We start from the raw sequence: 16,645 nt of genomic DNA, 5'->3' as shown, positions 1-16,645 counted from the left end.
ATGTTTGTTGCGATTGATCAGGTATTTACATTAGAGAATATACTCTATTTGGCAAAGGGTGCGCTGTTGTCGGTTGCGATTGCAGCGCTTTCCCTTTTAATTGGTTTAGTCCTTGGAATTCTTGGAGCTAGTGGCAGAAGAAGTAAACATAAGGTGCCTAGAGCTATAGCGTTTGTGTATGTCACAATCATTCGTGGAACCCCATTGCTTCTACAGATTTTGATTATTTTCTCTGTTATTCCATCGATTTATACGGCATTTACAGGCAATGTATTAAGAATCAATCCTATCGTAATTGGTATGATTGCGTTAAGTATTAACTCCGGCGCTTATCAGACTGAACTTTTGCGTTCAGGCATTAATGGGGTTGATAAAGGACAATGGGAAGCTTGTGAAACATTGGGATTATCAAGTTGGAAGACAATGAAACTTGTTATTTTACCCCAAGCATTTAAGCGTGTAGTACCACCATTGATTAGTGAGTTTATCACATTGATCAAAGATAGTTCTTTGATTAGTTGTATCGGTGCAGTGGAACTTTTAAAGGGAGCACAAGTCATTGGGGCTGAATATTATGATGTTATGTCGCCATATATGTTAGCAGCAATATTCTATTTAATTTTGACATGTATCGTTTCTTGTATTGGAAATAAAGTGGAAAAGAGGTTGGCTGTAAGTGATTAGAGTAGAGAATGTTTCAAAACAATTTAATAAAACACGTGCCCTAAAAAATGTAAGCTTAGAAGTCAATAAAGGGGATATTATCTCGTTGATTGGTCCGAGTGGTTCAGGGAAAAGTACATTATTACGTTGTATTCATGGCTTGGAGCATGTGGATTCAGGAAAAATTTATATGGATGATGAATGGATGAATCCGGATGATGAAAAGAAATTTCGTGCACAAAGAAATCGTATGGGATTTGTATTCCAGCATTTTAATTTGTTTCCAAATATGTCGGTTTTACAAAATTGTAAGTTAGCGCAGGTAGAAGTTTTAAATAAAACGGATGAAGAAGCTGAAAAAACAGCTTTAGAGTATTTGGATAAAGTTGGATTATTAGAAAAGAAGGATGCGTATCCTAATAACTTGTCTGGTGGACAAAAACAGCGTGTAGCGATTGCCAGAGCCTTATGCATGAATCCAGATATTATGTTATTTGATGAACCTACGAGTGCATTAGATCCAGAAATGATCAAGGAAGTGCTTGAAGTAATGAAGGATCTAGGTAAGCAAGGTATGACAATGGTTGTGGTTACACATGAAATGAGCTTTGCAAGAAAGGTAGGCACTCGAGTTGTTTTCTTGGATCAAGGTGAAATTGTAGAAGAGAATACGAGTGAAAAGTTTTTTGAAAATCCTCAGTCTGAACGTGCAAAGGATTTCTTGAGTAAGGTATTCTACGAATGAGATTGCCAGATTTTAAAGTCGAACAATGGATGAATGACTATGAAAATGATGCCATCTACAATATGACGGATACATGTGTTAAATCTCTTACATTGCAGGAATTGTTAGACTTGGAAGACTTTGATTTTTCAAATCTAATATTAGATTATGGTCAAATCACTGGGGATATTGAATTAAAAAAGGAAATCCTATCTTTATATGAGCATGGAACAATTGATAATATCACAACAGCACAAGGTTGCTTGCAGGCAAATGAATTGGTGATGAATACTTTATTAGAAAAAGGAGATGAAGTCATTAGCGTGATTCCTGGGTATCAGCAGTTTGTGGATGTTCCAAAATCAATTGGTTGTAAAGTGCACTTGGTTGAATTGGACGAAGTGGATTGGCAGGTTAGTGTGGAAAAGTTTAGAGGTGTTTTAAATTCATCAACGAAAATGATTGTTTTAAATAATCCTTCAAATCCAACGGGAACACAATATTCAAGGTGTTTTTTAAATGCGTTGATTGAATTGTGTAAACCCTATAATACATATATTCTTTGTGATGAAGTATATCGTGGTTTAAATGAGGAAGTATCTATAAGTGATTTATATAAGAATGGTATTTCAACTTCGAGTTTAAGTAAGATTTTCTCACTAGCTGGATTACGTCTTGGATGGATCAAAGCTAATGAGTATGTGATTCATAAAATCAATGTAAGAAGAGATTATTCTATGATTTCTACAGGTCCTTTAGTGGACAAATTGGGATGGATTGCCCTTAAGCATAAGGATGAATTGATTTTAAGGGCTAAAAATATTATTTCAACAAATAAACATATCGTTCATGAATGGCTTAAAGATAATCCTTCGTTTGAATGTGTATTACCAAGTGGTGGTACGGTTTGTTTTTTGAAGTATTATTTTGATTTAAAAAGTGAGACGTTTGCGAAATTATTATTGGCAGAAAAAGGCGTTTTCTTTGTGCCGGGATCTTGTTTTGACAAAGAATATTATTTCCGTTTAGGCTTAGCGCAAGATAGTAAGTTATTTAAGGCTGGCTTGAATGAACTTTCGAACTTTGTGGATGAACATTTGATTTCATGATAAAATGATTTGCGTAAGGGGGAATGCTTATGCGAGTTCAATATTTCTTGTGTGCATGTTTATTGCTTTGTGGCTGTACAAAAGTGAGTGATCTTACGCATCAAAAGAGTAAGTCAATCGAAAAGGCGCCGGTTACAGTGAAAAAGGCAAATAAAATAAAGGTAATTGATTGTAAGAATGATTCTTCGCAACAAGTTACTTTTGAAGCTAAGGGGGATAAGATTCAAAAGATGACACAGAAGTTTGCGATGAGCTTTTCAGATTTAGGTATAACAGAAGATATGAATTCTGAACAGATACAATTTAAGATCAATTCTTCATTGGATGATAAATATAATTCGATTGAAGGCGTTCATGTATCTACTGAATTAAATGAACAGCAGGTTGAAGTGACGTTGGAAATGGATTTTAAAACAGCAAATATAGATACGATGATTGAAAGGGGCTTATTAGATAAGGGTGAAGCTCAATCGGATTATGTAAGTTTGAAAAAGACGCAAAGTGCTTATAAACAAGAAGGATTTGCGTGTATGATAAAATAGCGGGTCTTCCGCTATTTTCTATTTGAAAGGATGAGTTAAAAGATGCGTTATTATATTGCAGATACACATTTTTTTCATCGTTCGTTGAATGAAAAGATGGATCAAAGAGGTTTCGAAGACATTGAACAAATGAATGAATATATGATTGATCAATGGAATAGTAAAGTTCGAAAGAATGATGAAGTTGTTGTTTTGGGAGATTTTTCATGGGGGAACGCAAGTCAAACAACAGAGATTTTGGATGAATTAAAGGGGAAAATTTATTTGATTCGTGGAAATCATGATCGTTTCTTGGATGATAAAAACTTTGATGCTTCGCGATTTGTTTGGATCAAAGATTATGCGGAATTAAATGAGAATAAACGAAAAGTAGTTTTATCTCATTATCCAATTGCGTGCTATAACGGACAATATCGAAGAGATGAGGATGGAAACCCAAAAACATTTATGTTGCATGGGCATATTCATGCGACGCAAGATCAGCAATTTTTAGATGCTTATCAAGAGTATATTCATCAACAAAAACACCCAAGAATCAGTGATGGCCAATTAGAGGGTGTGCCTTGTCAGTTAATCAATTGTTTCTGTATGTACAGTGATTATGTTCCAATGACATTAGATGAATGGATTGAAATTGACAAGCGAAGAAGAAATACCCTATAATTGTTATAACAAATATATAAGGAGATCAAATTATGCATAAGTTGGATACAACGTCGGGTCATCTTCCTTACTATAAGCAAATAAAGGAGTTCTACAAAAAAGATATCCTAGATGGAGTCTTGGCTGTAGGGGATCGCGTTGACAGTGAAATGGAAATTCAAGAGATGTACGATGTTTCAAGAATTACAGCAAGACAAGCTATTCTTGAATTAGAACAGGAAGGTATGGTAAAGCGTGGACGTGGCAAGGGTACGTTTGTGACATACAGGCCTAAAATCAAAGAGGAGTTGTCGCATATCCGTAGTTTTACAGACGAAATGATGGCTTTAGGAAGAACGCCGGGAACTAAGTCTTTTCACATCACAAAAGAAATTCCGGATGAAGCTACAAGAGAATTGTTTGGCTTGGACGAAGAAATGATGTATTGCGTTCGAAGAGTTCGTACCGCAGATGATGTGTTATTGGTGTATTTTGTGTCTTATTTTCCTTTAAGTTTGAATATACCTTTGAATATGGAAGAACAAACACAGTCTATTTATGAAGTGATTGGCGCACCGACAAGAATAGATGAAGAGTTTTCTGCGATTAATCCGAGTGAAGAAATCTGTTTGGCTCTGAAAATACGTAAGGATCAGCCGGTTTTAGCTCGTAAGCGTATCTCTTATGATAAAAAGAAGAAAAAGATAGAGTATACAATGTGTTACTATCGTGGTGATTTATATAGTTACACAATTTCAACGTCGCAAAAATTATGATTTTAACTATCGACATTGGGGGTACCAATATTAAATATGGATTATGCGATGCGTCAGGGAATATCCAACAAAAAGGGGGATATCCTACTTTAGATACGGCAGATAAAATCGTTCAATCCATTTGTGATTTACCATTTGAATATACTGGAATTGCGATCAGTATGCCTGGAATCTTGAATGAAGATCATTCAAAGGCGTTTATTACTGGTAAACTGGCTTTTCTGTCGAACTACCCTTTAAAGGAGCGGTTGGAAGAAATTAAAGGTTGTAAAGTGACAATTGAAAATGATGGTCGTTGTGCAACGTGGGCTGAACTTGGATTTGGAAATTTGATACATTCAAAGAATGCTTTGGTTGTGGTTCTAGGTACATATATTGGGATGGGTATAGTGATTGATCATAAGGTATATGAAGGTTCACATTTATTGGCAGGTGAATATTCAGATGCGCATATGGATACAGAAAAGACTTTCAAGAATACCATGGCTGCATGCTTTGGAAAAGATGGTCTTGAAAGAGTGACGGGTTTAACGGGTAAAGAACTTTTTGATCATTTAGATGATGAAAAAGTATATGCAGGTTTTAACAAATATTGCCAAAATTTGGCTTGGATGTTAAACAATCTTCAGTTGCTGTTAGATGTGGATACAATTCTGATTGGTGGAGGTATATCGGCACAGCCTAAACTCATTGCGTGTATCGAAGAAAATATGATAGGATTGACACAATGGTTTACAACATTAGAGAAACCTGTTATCAAAGCTTGTAAATTTAACAATGATGCAAATTTATTAGGTGCATTGTGTTACTACAAAAGAAATGTCGAGAATCATTAAGCGTTCTCGGCATTTCTTACATAGAGGGGGAAGGACATGAAATCGTTAATTGGAGATAAGAAGTTTTATCGAATGGTTTTGATTGTATGTATTCCGATTGTGATACAGAACGGGTTTACCAATCTTGCCAGTTTATTAGACAACATTATGATTGGACAATTAGGAACACTATCTATGAGTGGTGTATCTATTTCAAATCAGTTATTTCAAGTATTTAATGTGAGCGTCTTTGGCGCAATGTCAGGAGCTGGAATATTTCTGGCACAATTTTATGGACGTGGAAACAGGGGCGGTGTACACAATTGTTTCCGAATTAAAATGTTGCTTGGCATTTTAATTTCAATATTGGCCATATGCATTTTTAAAGTATTGGGGCCTTCATTGATTTCATTATATCTAAATGATGATCCGACAGATAGTTTGACAACTTTGAACTTTGGTAAGCAGTATATGGATGTTATGCTGATTGGACTCATTCCTTTTGCGATTGCACAAGCATATTCTTCTTCATTAAGAGAAACGGGGAATACAGTTTTACCGATGAAAGCAAGTGTGATTGCAGTTATCGTGAATTTTTGTATCAACTATATTTTAATTTTTGGAAATTTTGGATTCCCTAGACTTGGCGTTATTGGTGCTGCCATTGGTACGGTTATTTCAAGAGTTGTAGAGATGGGAATAAATGTAGCGGCAGGCTATAATAACAAATATTTAAGAGATGCGATGCGTTTAGATAAGATATCGGGTGATATATTTAAGAATGTTGTTAAAAGAGGAATTCCACTATTGTGTAATGAAATATTGTGGTCGATATCCATTGCGCTTATTTCTCAATGTTATTCAACAAGAGGACTTGAGGCTGTGGCGGCCATCAATATTACAACAACAGTAACCAATTTCTTTATGATTATTTGTTATGCAATGGGAAATTCGATTTCAATTATAGTAGGTCAAAGACTGGGTGCTGGTGAAATTGAATATGCCAAAGACTATGATTTGAAGATGGTATTTATGAATTTTATGATGTGTTTAGGTATTGGTGTGGCATTGTTTGGATGTTCATCCTTTATTCCTCAAATCTATAATACGTCTATAGAAGTAAAGTCATTAGCAACATCTTTATTAAGAGTCTCGGCTTGTATGCTTCCAATTATTTCTTTGTATTACAGTAGCTATTTTACAATGCGTGCAGGAGGAAAAACATTGCTTACCTTCTTCTTCGATAGTGGATATACGTTCATGTTTTCGTTTATGGTTGCACTATGTTTAACTCGTTTTACGAATTTACCTATATTCAATGTGTACTTATTGGTGCAATGTGTAGATATTCCTAAGGCAGTATTAGGAATCACATTGGTTAAAAAAGGAATATGGGTACATAATATAGTCAATGAACTTTAGCCTTCTTGTAGGAAGGCTTTTCCATTTAAAAAGCAAAAAAAAGAAGTCCTTTCGGACTTAGTTTGAAAGATGGTGACGCGTACGGGATTCGAACCCGTGAATGCATGCGTGAAAGGCATGTGAGTTAACCGTTTCTCCAACGCGCCATGTATATTAAACTTGTCTTCCTTGACAAGTGCTAGTAAATGATACTATAAGTTTATATTAATTGCAAGCAAAAAAAATAAAAAAATCAAAAATATTTTTTGCATTTCTTAAATGAGTCAAAATAATAAGATGAAATTATTTGTTAACATCGTGATTATAAAGCTTTTAAATAGGCAGTGGTAGTAACGATTTGTGTATATAATGGGCAGATGTTATTAAAGTTACAGAGTGATTTTGTAGACAATAATACATACGAATTTGATAGGAATATAATTATATTTTATACAATCATCGGATTGTCAATTGCAGCGTCAGCTGTTGGATTACTATAATAAAGAAAAAACTCTTAGTTTTCGCTAAGAGTTTTCTTTATGTTTTCTACATCTTCTTTAGTCGCAAGACCAACTTGGAAGGCACTTGCACTACCGCAACACAAACCATTGATAAAAGCTTTTGAGTAATCATTTGTTTCTAAATATCCTGCAAGGAAACCTGCAACCATCGAATCACCAGCACCAACAGAATTCACTACTTCTCCTTTTGGTGCTTTACTTTGAATCACTTCATTATTATCACTTACAAGCACTGCACCTTGTCCTGCCATAGAAATCAATACGTTTTGAGCACCCATCTCCTGTAGCTTTTTGGCGTAAGGAATGACTTCATCTCGAGTGTTTAATTCGACATTAAAGATTTCACCTAATTCATGATTGTTTGGTTTAATTAAGAAAGGCTTATATTTTAATACTTTTAATAATAGGTTGTTTGTCGCATCGACAACAACTTTTATTTTCTTTTTCTGAACACGTTCCATGATCTGTTCATACATTGTATCTGGTAAAGTACTTGGGATGCTTCCTGAAATAACGAGAATATCTTTTTCTGTTAGATCATCTAATTGATTGAATAATTCTTGAATGTCTTCTGGCTGAATATCAGGTCCCATACCATTGATTTCTGTTTCTTCATCTGATTTCATTTTTACGTTGATTCTAGATAATCCTTTCTTTACATGAATGAAATCTGTTTTAGCTCCATAACTCTCTAATCGATGTTCAATTTCTTCCCCTGTAAAACCTGCCATAAAACCTAGGGCTGTACTTTCGTGTCCAAGATTGGATAGGACAATTGAAACATTAATGCCTTTTCCTCCGGGAAGGATTTCTTCGAATTTTGTTTTATTAATGATGCCTGGCTTAAAATGATCGACTTGTATTACATAGTCTAAAGATGGGTTAAAAGTAATTGTATAAATCATAATGATCTCCTTTTCTTTAACTGATTATAGGATACTCCTTTTATTGTTGTTTCGCAAGTTAAATATTTTTGAAATAACAGTTGACAATGAAAATAATTCGGTTATTATGTAGATGTAGCTTTTGAAACAACAATTTATAGAGAGAGGAGACTTTTGAAATGAAAGCAAAGGCAGTGAGATTACATGGAGCTAATGATTTAAGATTAGACGAATTTGAATTACCAGAAATTAAGGAAGATGAGATTTTAGTAAAGGTTGTCTCAGACAGTGTCTGTATGTCAACTTACAAATGTGCCATCTTAGGGGTGAATCATAAACGTGTTCATGAAGATGTTGCGGACCATCCAGCTATTATGGGACATGAAATGGCGGGTGATATTATTAAGGTTGGTGCTAAGCATCAAGACAAATTTAAACCGGGAATGAAGTTTACTTTACAACCAGCATTAAACTATAAAGGAACGATGTGGTCACCTGGTTATTCTTATGAATTTTTTGGTGGAGATACCACTTACTGCATTATTCCAGCTGAAGTAATGGAGCTAGGATGCTTACTCGAATATAAAGGTAAAGCGTATTATGAAGCTAGTTTAGCTGAACCAATGTCATGTTCGATTGGAGCGTTTAATGCAGCTTATCATACACATATGGGTGTGTATAAACATGAAATGGGAATTAAAAAAGATGGAAAACTTGCGATTCTTGCAGGAGCAGGCCCTATGGGACTTGGCGCATTAACATATGCGTTGCATAGAGATATTCGCCCTAAAATGGTAGTGGTTGCGGACGTAAATCAAGAAAGATTAGATCGAGCAGCTCACTTATTCCCAGTTGAAGAAGCGGCAGCTGATGGAATTGAATTGCATTTCGTGAATACAGGAAAGATGGAAGATCCTGCAGCCGGCTTAAAAGAAATTACAGGTGGAACTGGTTTTGATGATGTATTCTGTTATGCACCGGTTGAAGCGGTTGTGGAATTGTCAAGCGCTGTATTAGGTCGTGATGGATGTTTAAATTTCTTTGCGGGACCTACGGACAAACAGTTTAGTGCAAGAATGAATTTTTACGATGTTCACTATAATTCGACACATGTAATGGGAACTACAGGTGGAAATACAGATGATATGATTGAATCTTTACGCTTAACAGCAGAAAATCGTATTGATCCAGCTGTTATGGTTACGCATATTGGTGGTTTGAATGCAGCGGCAGAAACAACATTAAATTTACCTAAGATTCCAGGCGGAAAGAAGTTGATTTATACGCATTTAAATATGCCATTGATTGCATTAACAGATTTAAGAGAAATGGGAGAAAAAGATGATCGATATACTGCGTTGGCAGATATTGTAGATGCTCATAAGGGATTGTGGTGTCCTGAAGCCGAAGAATATTTATTAGCTCATTTTGAACAAGAATAGATTTTATTAAACCGAGAATCTTGTGTATACTAAATACAGTAAATACAGGAGGTATTGTATGGAAGTAATGGATCAAAGAAGAAACAAAATTGTAGCGTTTGTGAATGAAAACCAAACGGTAACTTTTACACAATTAAAAGAAAAATTTCCTTCTGTGTCTGAAATGACATTGCGTACAGATTTAAAATATTTAGATCAAGCTAAAAGAATTGTTCGAATTCATGGGGGAGCCAAATCTATGGATGTGGTTTCTGGAAATGATGATGTATTAAAACTTCGTTACGGACGGAATGTAAACGAAAAGAAAGAGATAGCGCAAAAGGCATTATCATTTGTAGAACCAGCTAAGACAATTTTTGTGGATTCAGGCAGTACGACTACAATGCTGGCGCATGTTTTAAATAATCAAAATAATATTTTTTATACAAGTGGCTTAACGTGTGCTATAGAGATGGCAAAACTCTCTAAATCGAAAGTTTTTGTGACAGGTGGAAATCTAAATATGCGCAGTTTTAGCGTCAACGGAATGGATGGACTTCGCTGCTTAGAGAAGGTCAACTTCGATGTTGCGTTTATTGGTGTAACTCGTTATGCGAAAGATACGGGGTTTACATGCGAATCTTTAGAGGATTGTGAGTTAAAGCGAAAGGCAATTGAAAGATCTAAAAAAGTGATTGTGTTAATGGATTCTAGCAAAGTGGAAAGAAAGGGTACATATACAATTTGTGATTTAGATCAAGTGGATGTATTGATCAGTGATTCGTTACTTTCAGATAGTTTTAAACAAGAATGTGAAAAACGAGGACTATCTGTATATTAAAGAAGTCCTAAGAAAGGACAATTATGAAAACAACTCTTCAAAAGCTTGGTAAAAGCTTATCTGCGATGGTTATGCCTAATATTGGCGCTTTTATCGCTTGGGGATTTATAACAGCTTTATTTATTGCGGACGGATGGTTACCAAATGAACAATTGGCATCGATTCAACCATATATGTTGACTTATTTATTACCAGTATTAATTGCGGCAACCGGAGGAAGAATGGTTGGCGGTGATCGTGGACTTGTGATGGGATCGATTACGATTATTGGATGTATTGCCGGTGTTGGTGGAACCCAAGGTCAACCTATGTTGATGGCAGCCATGGTTATGGGACCATTTTCTGGCTGGGTAATTAAAAAATTTGATCAAATGATGGATGGACATATGCCTGCTGGTTTTGAAATGTTGATCAATAATTTCTCTGTCGGTATTTTAGGTATGTTGATTGCGATATTCGGATACTATATTATTGGCCCTTTTATGACAGGTGTTTTGACTGTGTTAACATATGGAGTTGATGTACTTGTAAATAAGGGATTAATTCCTTTGGTAGCAATCTTTATTGAACCGGCCAAGGTTTTGTTCTTAAACAATGCGATCAACCATGGAATATTTACACCAATTGGAGCTGAACAAGCTGCACAAACAGGCAAATCCATAATGTATATGTTGGAAGCTAATCCAGGCCCTGGTTTAGGTGTACTATTAGCTTATTGGTTATTTGCGAAAGATAAAGCAACGAAAGATTCTGCACCCGGAGCTATTATTATCCATTTCTTAGGTGGAATTCATGAAATTTATTTTCCATATATTTTGATGAATCCAGTTGTGATCGTTGCTCCAATTTTAGGGAATATTTGTGCAATTGCCTTTTACTCTATTTTCCATATTGGATTGAAGGGTCCATCAAGTCCAGGTTCAATTATTGCTTTCTTGTCTATGGCAGAAAAAGACTCTGTGTTCATGACAGCATTAGGTGTTTTGATTGCGGCTGGCGTATCATTCTTGGTGGCAAGCCCAATTGTTAAGCTTGCTGGGGAAAAGAATTTGGATGAAGCTAGTAAAAAGATGCAGTCTATGAAAGCTGAAAGTAAAGGAAGAAGCGAAGCTTTATTAGATGTTTCTTTGGTTCGTAAGATCGTATTCGCATGTGATGCAGGTATGGGATCTAGTGCAATGGGAGCTACTAAATTTAGAAACCGTTTAAAAGGTGTGCGACCAGACTTAACTGTAATTAATACTTCTGTGGATAATATTCCAGTGGATTGTGATATTGCGGTCGTACAAGAAACTTTGGTAGAGCGTGCAAAAAAATCTGCACCTTTTGCGAAAGTAGTTACAATATCAAACTTCTTGGCAGATCCAGCTTTAGATAATTTGTTCTTCCAGTTGTCGACTGGAGATTCGATTATGACAGAAGCAGTTAAGAAAGAGGACGAAATAAAACCGGTTCAAGAAGATGTTATTCAATTGGATGGAATTAAATTAAACCTTCCTTCTGTATCCAAAGAAGAAGCGATTACAGAGGCTGGTAAGTTGTTAAGAGAATTAGGCTATGTGGATGGCGCTTATATACCGGCTATGTTAGAACGTGAAGAATTAGTAACTACATATATTGGTATGGGATTGGCTATTCCTCATGGCACTACACATGGTGATGATGTGATTCATAAAACAGGTATTGTATTGCTTCAATATCCGGATGGAATTCAGTTTGGGGATGAAAAAGCACAGCTTGTGATTGGTATTGCAGGTAAGGGTGGAGAACATATGGAAGTGTTATCTAAAATATGTTTGGCGCTTGAAGATGAGACCGTACTTAATAAAATGAAGACAACGAATGATAAAGAGTGGATATTAAAACAATTATCATAATAAAGAAGGACGAGAAAATTTACTCGTCCTTTAATTTGTTTGCGATTTCATCGATTGAATCTAAGAAATAGATGTTTTGTTGCTGCTTTGGTGTGGATAATTCACAATCAATCATGTGTTGTAGGAATGCTTTAAAATGATCGTAATATCCATTCACATTATAGAAAATGCATGGGCATTCAAGTTGGTACAGTGAAAGTTTTGATAAGATTTCACTGACTTCTTCTAATGTTCCAGTTGCACCTGGAAAGGCAATGAAAGCATCACCAAGTTCAATCATTCTTGTTCTTCGATCGGCAATATCTTTTTCAATGTATAACTTGGTAAGATTATCCATGTGGACACCTTCATCCACAAACATTTGTGCTTCTACACCAATAACTTTGCCACCCGCATTTAATGTGCTATTGGCTAGTTCTCCCATTAATCCGGTTTTAGATCCACCGAACACCAATGTATGATTGTTTTTGGCAATCCATGTTCCTAATTCTATTATTTTTGTCTTAAAGTCTGGATCATTTCCATAGGTCGATCCTAAATATACTGTAATGTTCATAAACTACCTCCTGCAATTAGTTTACATTAAAATTGTGCACAAAAAAAGCTTAGCACAAGCTAAGCTTACATGGAAATAAATCCAAATTCGTTCGCAATTGAACTTAATAAAATAATGAATGCGAAAATTGGACATAAGTATTGAATCATGAAATTGAATATTTTCTTACGTTTGAATGAATTTCCATCTTTTGTGATTTCTACTTCGACTTTTTCTAATCCAACAACTATTGAAACAAAGATACAAATCGCAATGGCAGCGATTGGCATCATGACTGAGTTTTTCAAGAAATCAAAGAAGTCTAAAAATTGCATTCCGATGATTGTTACGTTTGACAATGGACCATAACCTAAACATGATAGTGTTCCTAACCCAATCATAATAATGCCTAAAATGATTGTAGATTTTTTTCTATACCAATGTAATTCATCTTGGAATGTGGATACAGCACTTTCGGTTAGCACAATAGAGCTTGTGATAGCTGCAAATAACACCAACAAGAAGAATATGATACCAATGCCTGTACCTAGTCTCATACTTGCGAATACTTTAGGGATTGTGATGAACATTAAGGATGGTCCAGCTTTTAATATTTCCATATCTTCACCTGAAAAAGAGAATACAGCTAAAATAATCATCAATCCTGCCATAATCAAAATGGCTGTATCGAAAATTTCTACGTTTTCTTTTGAATCTTTAATGGAAACTTCTTTTTTCATATAAGAACCAAATGTGATCAAGATACCCATCGCAATGGATAAGGAATAGAATATTTGTCCCGTAGCACTTACTACGGTCATCCATGAAAAATTATCAAAATTAGGAATTAAGAAACATTTAACACCTTCAAATGCACCAGGTCGACTGATTGAATATCCTGCAATGATTACAGATAATACGACACATAAATTTGGATACTCTTTCAATTCCGTTTTGAACACCTGCATAAATGATGGCGAGTGTAAATAAAGTAAAGAGTATAAAACATATTTTTGTAGATACTCCGTTTGAAATGAAGTTTGAAAATATGTATCTGTGGCAAGTAATTTTGCATCACCTTTTAAATACTCGAATAAGTACTTGATGACCCAACCTCCGATTACAGAATAATGGGGTACGATCAAAATTGGAATAATGGCATTGATCTATCCGGAAAATGATGCAAACTTTGGCTTTGCGAAAGTATGAAAAGCTTCCACTGGACTTTTCTTTTTCATTCTACCTAGTGTTGTTTCGGCTATGATCATTGTATAACCAAAAGTTAAGGCCAGAACAATGTAAACAAGTAGGAAGATTCCTCCTCCGTATTTTGCGGCTAAATTAGGAAATCGCCAAATGTTACCAAGGCCAACACTGGCTCCTGCGGCAGACAAGACAAATCCTAATTTGCCAGAAAATGTACTATGTTTATTGTGCATAATATAAACACCCTTTCACAATGATTTAGATTAAATCATCTATGAAAGGGTTTACACAATTTTATGAAAAAATAAATGTTGAATTTCTTAACATTTCTGAAAAATGTGTTTTGAATAAAAAAAGAAGTCCTTACGGACTTTATTTTAACAATGGTGACGCGTACGGGATTCGAACCCGTGAATGCATGCGTGAAAGGCATGTGAGTTAACCGTTTCTCCAACGCGCCATGTATATGAAACTCGTCTTTCTTGACAAGTGCTCACTTATATTACTACATGATTTTAATTAATGCAAGTATTTTTTTAAAATATTTGACAGAAAGTTTTAATAGTATATAATGTGAACAGTTAATTAAGTTAACTAAGGAGAAAAATATGATTCGATTATTAGTAGATTCAGCAAGTGATTATACGCAAGAAGAGATTAGAAATAAAAATTTATATTTTGTGCCATTACAAATTCAGATTGAAGGAAAGAATTATTTGGATGGTGTTGATATTGATAAGGAAACGTTTTATGAGAAGATGATGAATTCAAAAGAATTTTTTAAAACATCACAACCATCACCACAAGAATTTTTAGATATCTTTGAAGAAGTGAAGAAGAAACAAGAGACATTGATTTGTTTATCTTTATCGAGTAAGCTAAGTGGAACATATCAAAGTGCTTGTCTGGCAAAAGACATGGTGGATTATGAAAATATCTATATTGTAGATACATTAACTGCGGTTGCTGGAATTCGCTTACTATGTGAAGTGGCAATAAAATGGATTGATGAAAATAGAAGTGTTGAAAATATTGTATCTGGCTTAGAAGAATTAAAAGAGCATGTGCATATTTATGCGGGTTTAGATACATTGGAATATTTGGCTAAGGGTGGAAGAATTTCTAAGACAGCAGCAGCTATTGGAACTTTAGCAAGTATTAAACCAATTATTTGTGTAGACCATGGAGAAGTTGTGGTTGCCGGTAAGACACGTGGTGTAAATAAGGCAACGAGTGTTGTATGTGAAAAGATGCATTCAGATATTGTTGATACATTGTATCCAGTTTATACATTGTATTCATATGGTTTAGAGAATGTTGAAAAATTAGAATCAAAACTGGATTTAGATGTGAATCGTGTTCGTATTGGTTCAACAATTGGAGTTCATATTGGACCAAATGCATTTGGTGTTTGTTTCGTATCTAAACTATAGTCAACTTGTGAAGGTGTATACATTTTAGTATAATGGATATACGGATTGACAAGGAGAGTTTTTGATAATATGAAAACAACATTAATTATTATGGCTGCTGGAATTGGTTCTCGTTTTGGTGGTGGAATCAAACAGTTAGCTAAAATGGGTCCAAATGGAGAAATCATTATGGATTACTCAATTTATGATGCGAAAGAAGCTGGCTTTGATAAAGTCGTGTTTATTATTCGTAAGGATATTGAAGAGGAATTTAAAGAAGTAATAGGTAATCGTATCCAAAATTATATGGATGTAGAATATGTATTCCAAGATATTAATGATTTACCAGAAGGATTTACTTGTCCTGAAGGTCGTACAAAACCTTGGGGAACAGGGCAGGCTGTACTATGTGCGAAAAGTGTTGTGGATACACCATATGTGATTATTAATGCGGATGATTATTATGGAAAAGAAGCATTTGTGAAGTTACATGATTTCTTGGTTGAACATGCGAAAATGGGAAAAGAATTTGACATGGGCATGGCTGGATTCATTTTAAAGAACACTTTAAGTGAGAATGGAACTGTAACTCGTGGTGTATGTAAAGTAGATGATAATAATTTATTAAAAGAAGTTTATGAAACAACTGGAATCAAGGCTGAAGGGGATAAAATCGTATGTGATAATCCGGAAGTGGAGGCTTGGGCAAAACCAGAAAGTAATGTTTCTATGAATATGTGGGCTGGTTATCCAGATTTCTTAGACTATTTAGAAAAGGATTTTAGTACGTTCTTATCCAATATTTCAGATAATCCGATGAAGAAGGAGTATTTGCTTCCAAATATTGTGGCTGAATTATTGAGGGAAGATCGTATCAATGTGAAGGTACTTGAAACGCATGATAAATGGTTTGGTGTAACATATGCTGAAGATAAGGAATATGTACAAAATGCCTTTAAACAGTTAATTGAAGATGGTGTATATCCTGAAAAATTATGGAAATAGGACGATTTGTCCTATTTCAGATTGTTGACAAAAGCCTATACCTTTTCGTAAGGACATAGGCTTTTTATTGTATATAGGCAATTTTCAAAATGAAATTGTCTTTTTTTGTATATTTTGAAGGATATATTGAATTTTTTTGATGGCTTTCTTCTATATTTTCCTCTCCAAAGGGACATTTTCTTCAGATTATGGCACGCAAAAATCAACCAAGCATTCTGTTGGTTTTTCTTCAAGCCTTTTAACCTTGTGAAACGTAGTCCATTGTTTTCTT

At 34.9% G+C, this 16,645-nt stretch carries 17 protein-coding genes and 2 tRNA genes; 13 read left to right on the top strand and 6 right to left on the bottom strand.

Annotated features, from left to right (window positions below):
- From FYJ55_RS02970 to FYJ55_RS02935, 8 genes are read left to right on the top strand one after another with little or no spacing between them, the layout of a single operon-like run.
- Positions 1–684: an amino acid ABC transporter permease gene (locus FYJ55_RS02970; protein ID WP_154555573.1), complete on the top strand. Its 684-nt coding sequence runs from the start codon at positions 1–3 to the stop codon at positions 682–684.
- Complete coding sequence (locus FYJ55_RS02965; protein ID WP_279143191.1) at positions 677–1,408, top strand: amino acid ABC transporter ATP-binding protein; 732 nt, start codon at positions 677–679, stop codon at positions 1,406–1,408. The genes FYJ55_RS02970 and FYJ55_RS02965 overlap by 8 nt, the downstream gene beginning before the upstream one ends.
- Positions 1,405–2,496 carry an aminotransferase class I/II-fold pyridoxal phosphate-dependent enzyme gene (locus FYJ55_RS02960; RefSeq protein WP_154555572.1) on the top strand — a complete coding sequence of 364 codons (1,092 nt, stop codon included), beginning with the start codon at positions 1,405–1,407 and terminating at the stop codon, positions 2,494–2,496. The genes FYJ55_RS02965 and FYJ55_RS02960 overlap by 4 nt, the downstream gene beginning before the upstream one ends.
- Positions 2,497–2,525: 29 nt before the next feature.
- The gene (locus tag FYJ55_RS02955; protein ID WP_195836644.1) at positions 2,526–3,038 is read left to right on the top strand and encodes a DUF1307 domain-containing protein; all 513 of its coding nucleotides are present in this window, start codon (positions 2,526–2,528) and stop codon (positions 3,036–3,038) included.
- A 42-nt stretch (positions 3,039–3,080) separates the two neighbouring features.
- Positions 3,081–3,701 (top strand): metallophosphoesterase, encoded by a 621-nt coding sequence (locus tag FYJ55_RS02950; protein ID WP_154555570.1) that lies wholly within the window; start codon positions 3,081–3,083, stop codon positions 3,699–3,701.
- Between the two features lie 32 nt (positions 3,702–3,733).
- Positions 3,734–4,456, top strand: coding sequence for a GntR family transcriptional regulator (locus FYJ55_RS02945; protein WP_154555569.1), 723 nt, complete (start codon positions 3,734–3,736; stop codon positions 4,454–4,456).
- A complete protein-coding gene (locus FYJ55_RS02940; protein WP_154555568.1) occupies positions 4,453–5,292 on the top strand; it encodes an ROK family protein in 840 nt (279 codons plus the stop codon). Before FYJ55_RS02945 ends, FYJ55_RS02940 begins: the two co-directional genes overlap by 4 nt.
- Before the next feature lie 36 nt (positions 5,293–5,328).
- The gene (locus FYJ55_RS02935; RefSeq protein ID WP_154555567.1) at positions 5,329–6,693 is read left to right on the top strand and encodes an MATE family efflux transporter; all 1,365 of its coding nucleotides are present in this window, start codon (positions 5,329–5,331) and stop codon (positions 6,691–6,693) included.
- Positions 6,694–6,763: 70 nt separating this feature from the next.
- Here FYJ55_RS02935 and FYJ55_RS02930 read toward each other — a convergent pair.
- Both FYJ55_RS02930 and pfkB read right to left on the bottom strand, forming a co-directional pair.
- A tRNA-Glu gene (locus tag FYJ55_RS02930) sits at positions 6,764–6,839 on the bottom strand.
- A gap of 347 nt (positions 6,840–7,186) precedes the next feature.
- Positions 7,187–8,098, bottom strand: a complete 912-nt coding sequence (pfkB, locus tag FYJ55_RS02925; protein ID WP_118116101.1) for a 1-phosphofructokinase — start codon at positions 8,096–8,098, stop codon at positions 7,187–7,189.
- Positions 8,099–8,256: 158 nt separating this feature from the next.
- Between pfkB and FYJ55_RS02920 the strand changes: the two genes are divergently transcribed.
- Genes FYJ55_RS02920 through FYJ55_RS02910 form a run of 3 tightly spaced genes read left to right on the top strand, consistent with a single transcriptional unit; the run spans position 8,257 to position 12,216 of the window.
- Positions 8,257–9,519 carry a zinc-binding dehydrogenase gene (locus tag FYJ55_RS02920; protein WP_154555566.1) on the top strand — a complete coding sequence of 421 codons (1,263 nt, stop codon included), beginning with the start codon at positions 8,257–8,259 and terminating at the stop codon, positions 9,517–9,519.
- 58 nt (positions 9,520–9,577) lie between these two features.
- Positions 9,578–10,339, top strand: a complete 762-nt coding sequence (locus FYJ55_RS02915) for a DeoR/GlpR family DNA-binding transcription regulator (protein WP_154555565.1) — start codon at positions 9,578–9,580, stop codon at positions 10,337–10,339.
- A 23-nt stretch (positions 10,340–10,362) separates the two neighbouring features.
- Positions 10,363–12,216 (top strand): PTS mannitol transporter subunit IICBA, encoded by a 1,854-nt coding sequence (locus FYJ55_RS02910; RefSeq protein WP_154555564.1) that lies wholly within the window; start codon positions 10,363–10,365, stop codon positions 12,214–12,216.
- 19 nt (positions 12,217–12,235) lie between these two features.
- Here FYJ55_RS02910 and FYJ55_RS02905 read toward each other — a convergent pair whose 3' ends face one another.
- From FYJ55_RS02905 to FYJ55_RS02895, 4 genes are all read right to left on the bottom strand, one after another.
- Positions 12,236–12,772: an LOG family protein gene (locus FYJ55_RS02905; RefSeq protein WP_154555563.1), complete on the bottom strand. Its 537-nt coding sequence runs from the start codon at positions 12,770–12,772 to the stop codon at positions 12,236–12,238.
- A gap of 65 nt (positions 12,773–12,837) precedes the next feature.
- Complete coding sequence (locus FYJ55_RS10975; RefSeq protein ID WP_229771054.1) at positions 12,838–13,698, bottom strand: sodium-dependent transporter; 861 nt, start codon at positions 13,696–13,698, stop codon at positions 12,838–12,840.
- A gap of 219 nt (positions 13,699–13,917) precedes the next feature.
- A complete protein-coding gene (locus FYJ55_RS10970) occupies positions 13,918–14,190 on the bottom strand; it encodes an SLC5/6 family protein (protein ID WP_229771053.1) in 273 nt (90 codons plus the stop codon).
- A 151-nt stretch (positions 14,191–14,341) separates the two neighbouring features.
- A tRNA-Glu gene (locus FYJ55_RS02895) sits at positions 14,342–14,417 on the bottom strand.
- A gap of 148 nt (positions 14,418–14,565) precedes the next feature.
- Between FYJ55_RS02895 and FYJ55_RS02890 the strand changes: the two genes are divergently transcribed.
- Both FYJ55_RS02890 and FYJ55_RS02885 read left to right on the top strand, forming a co-directional pair.
- A complete protein-coding gene (locus FYJ55_RS02890; protein ID WP_154555562.1) occupies positions 14,566–15,390 on the top strand; it encodes a DegV family protein in 825 nt (274 codons plus the stop codon).
- A 69-nt stretch (positions 15,391–15,459) separates the two neighbouring features.
- Positions 15,460–16,374 (top strand): nucleotidyltransferase family protein, encoded by a 915-nt coding sequence (locus tag FYJ55_RS02885; RefSeq protein WP_154555561.1) that lies wholly within the window; start codon positions 15,460–15,462, stop codon positions 16,372–16,374.
- Positions 16,375–16,645: the final 271 nt, after the last annotated feature.

It is taken from the genome of Holdemanella porci (genome assembly GCF_009696075.1).
GTDB lineage: Bacteria > Bacillota_I > Bacilli_A > Erysipelotrichales > Erysipelotrichaceae > Holdemanella > Holdemanella porci.
The sequence above is the reverse complement of the archived record's forward strand: the minus strand, read 5'-3'. Positions and strand labels throughout refer to the sequence as shown.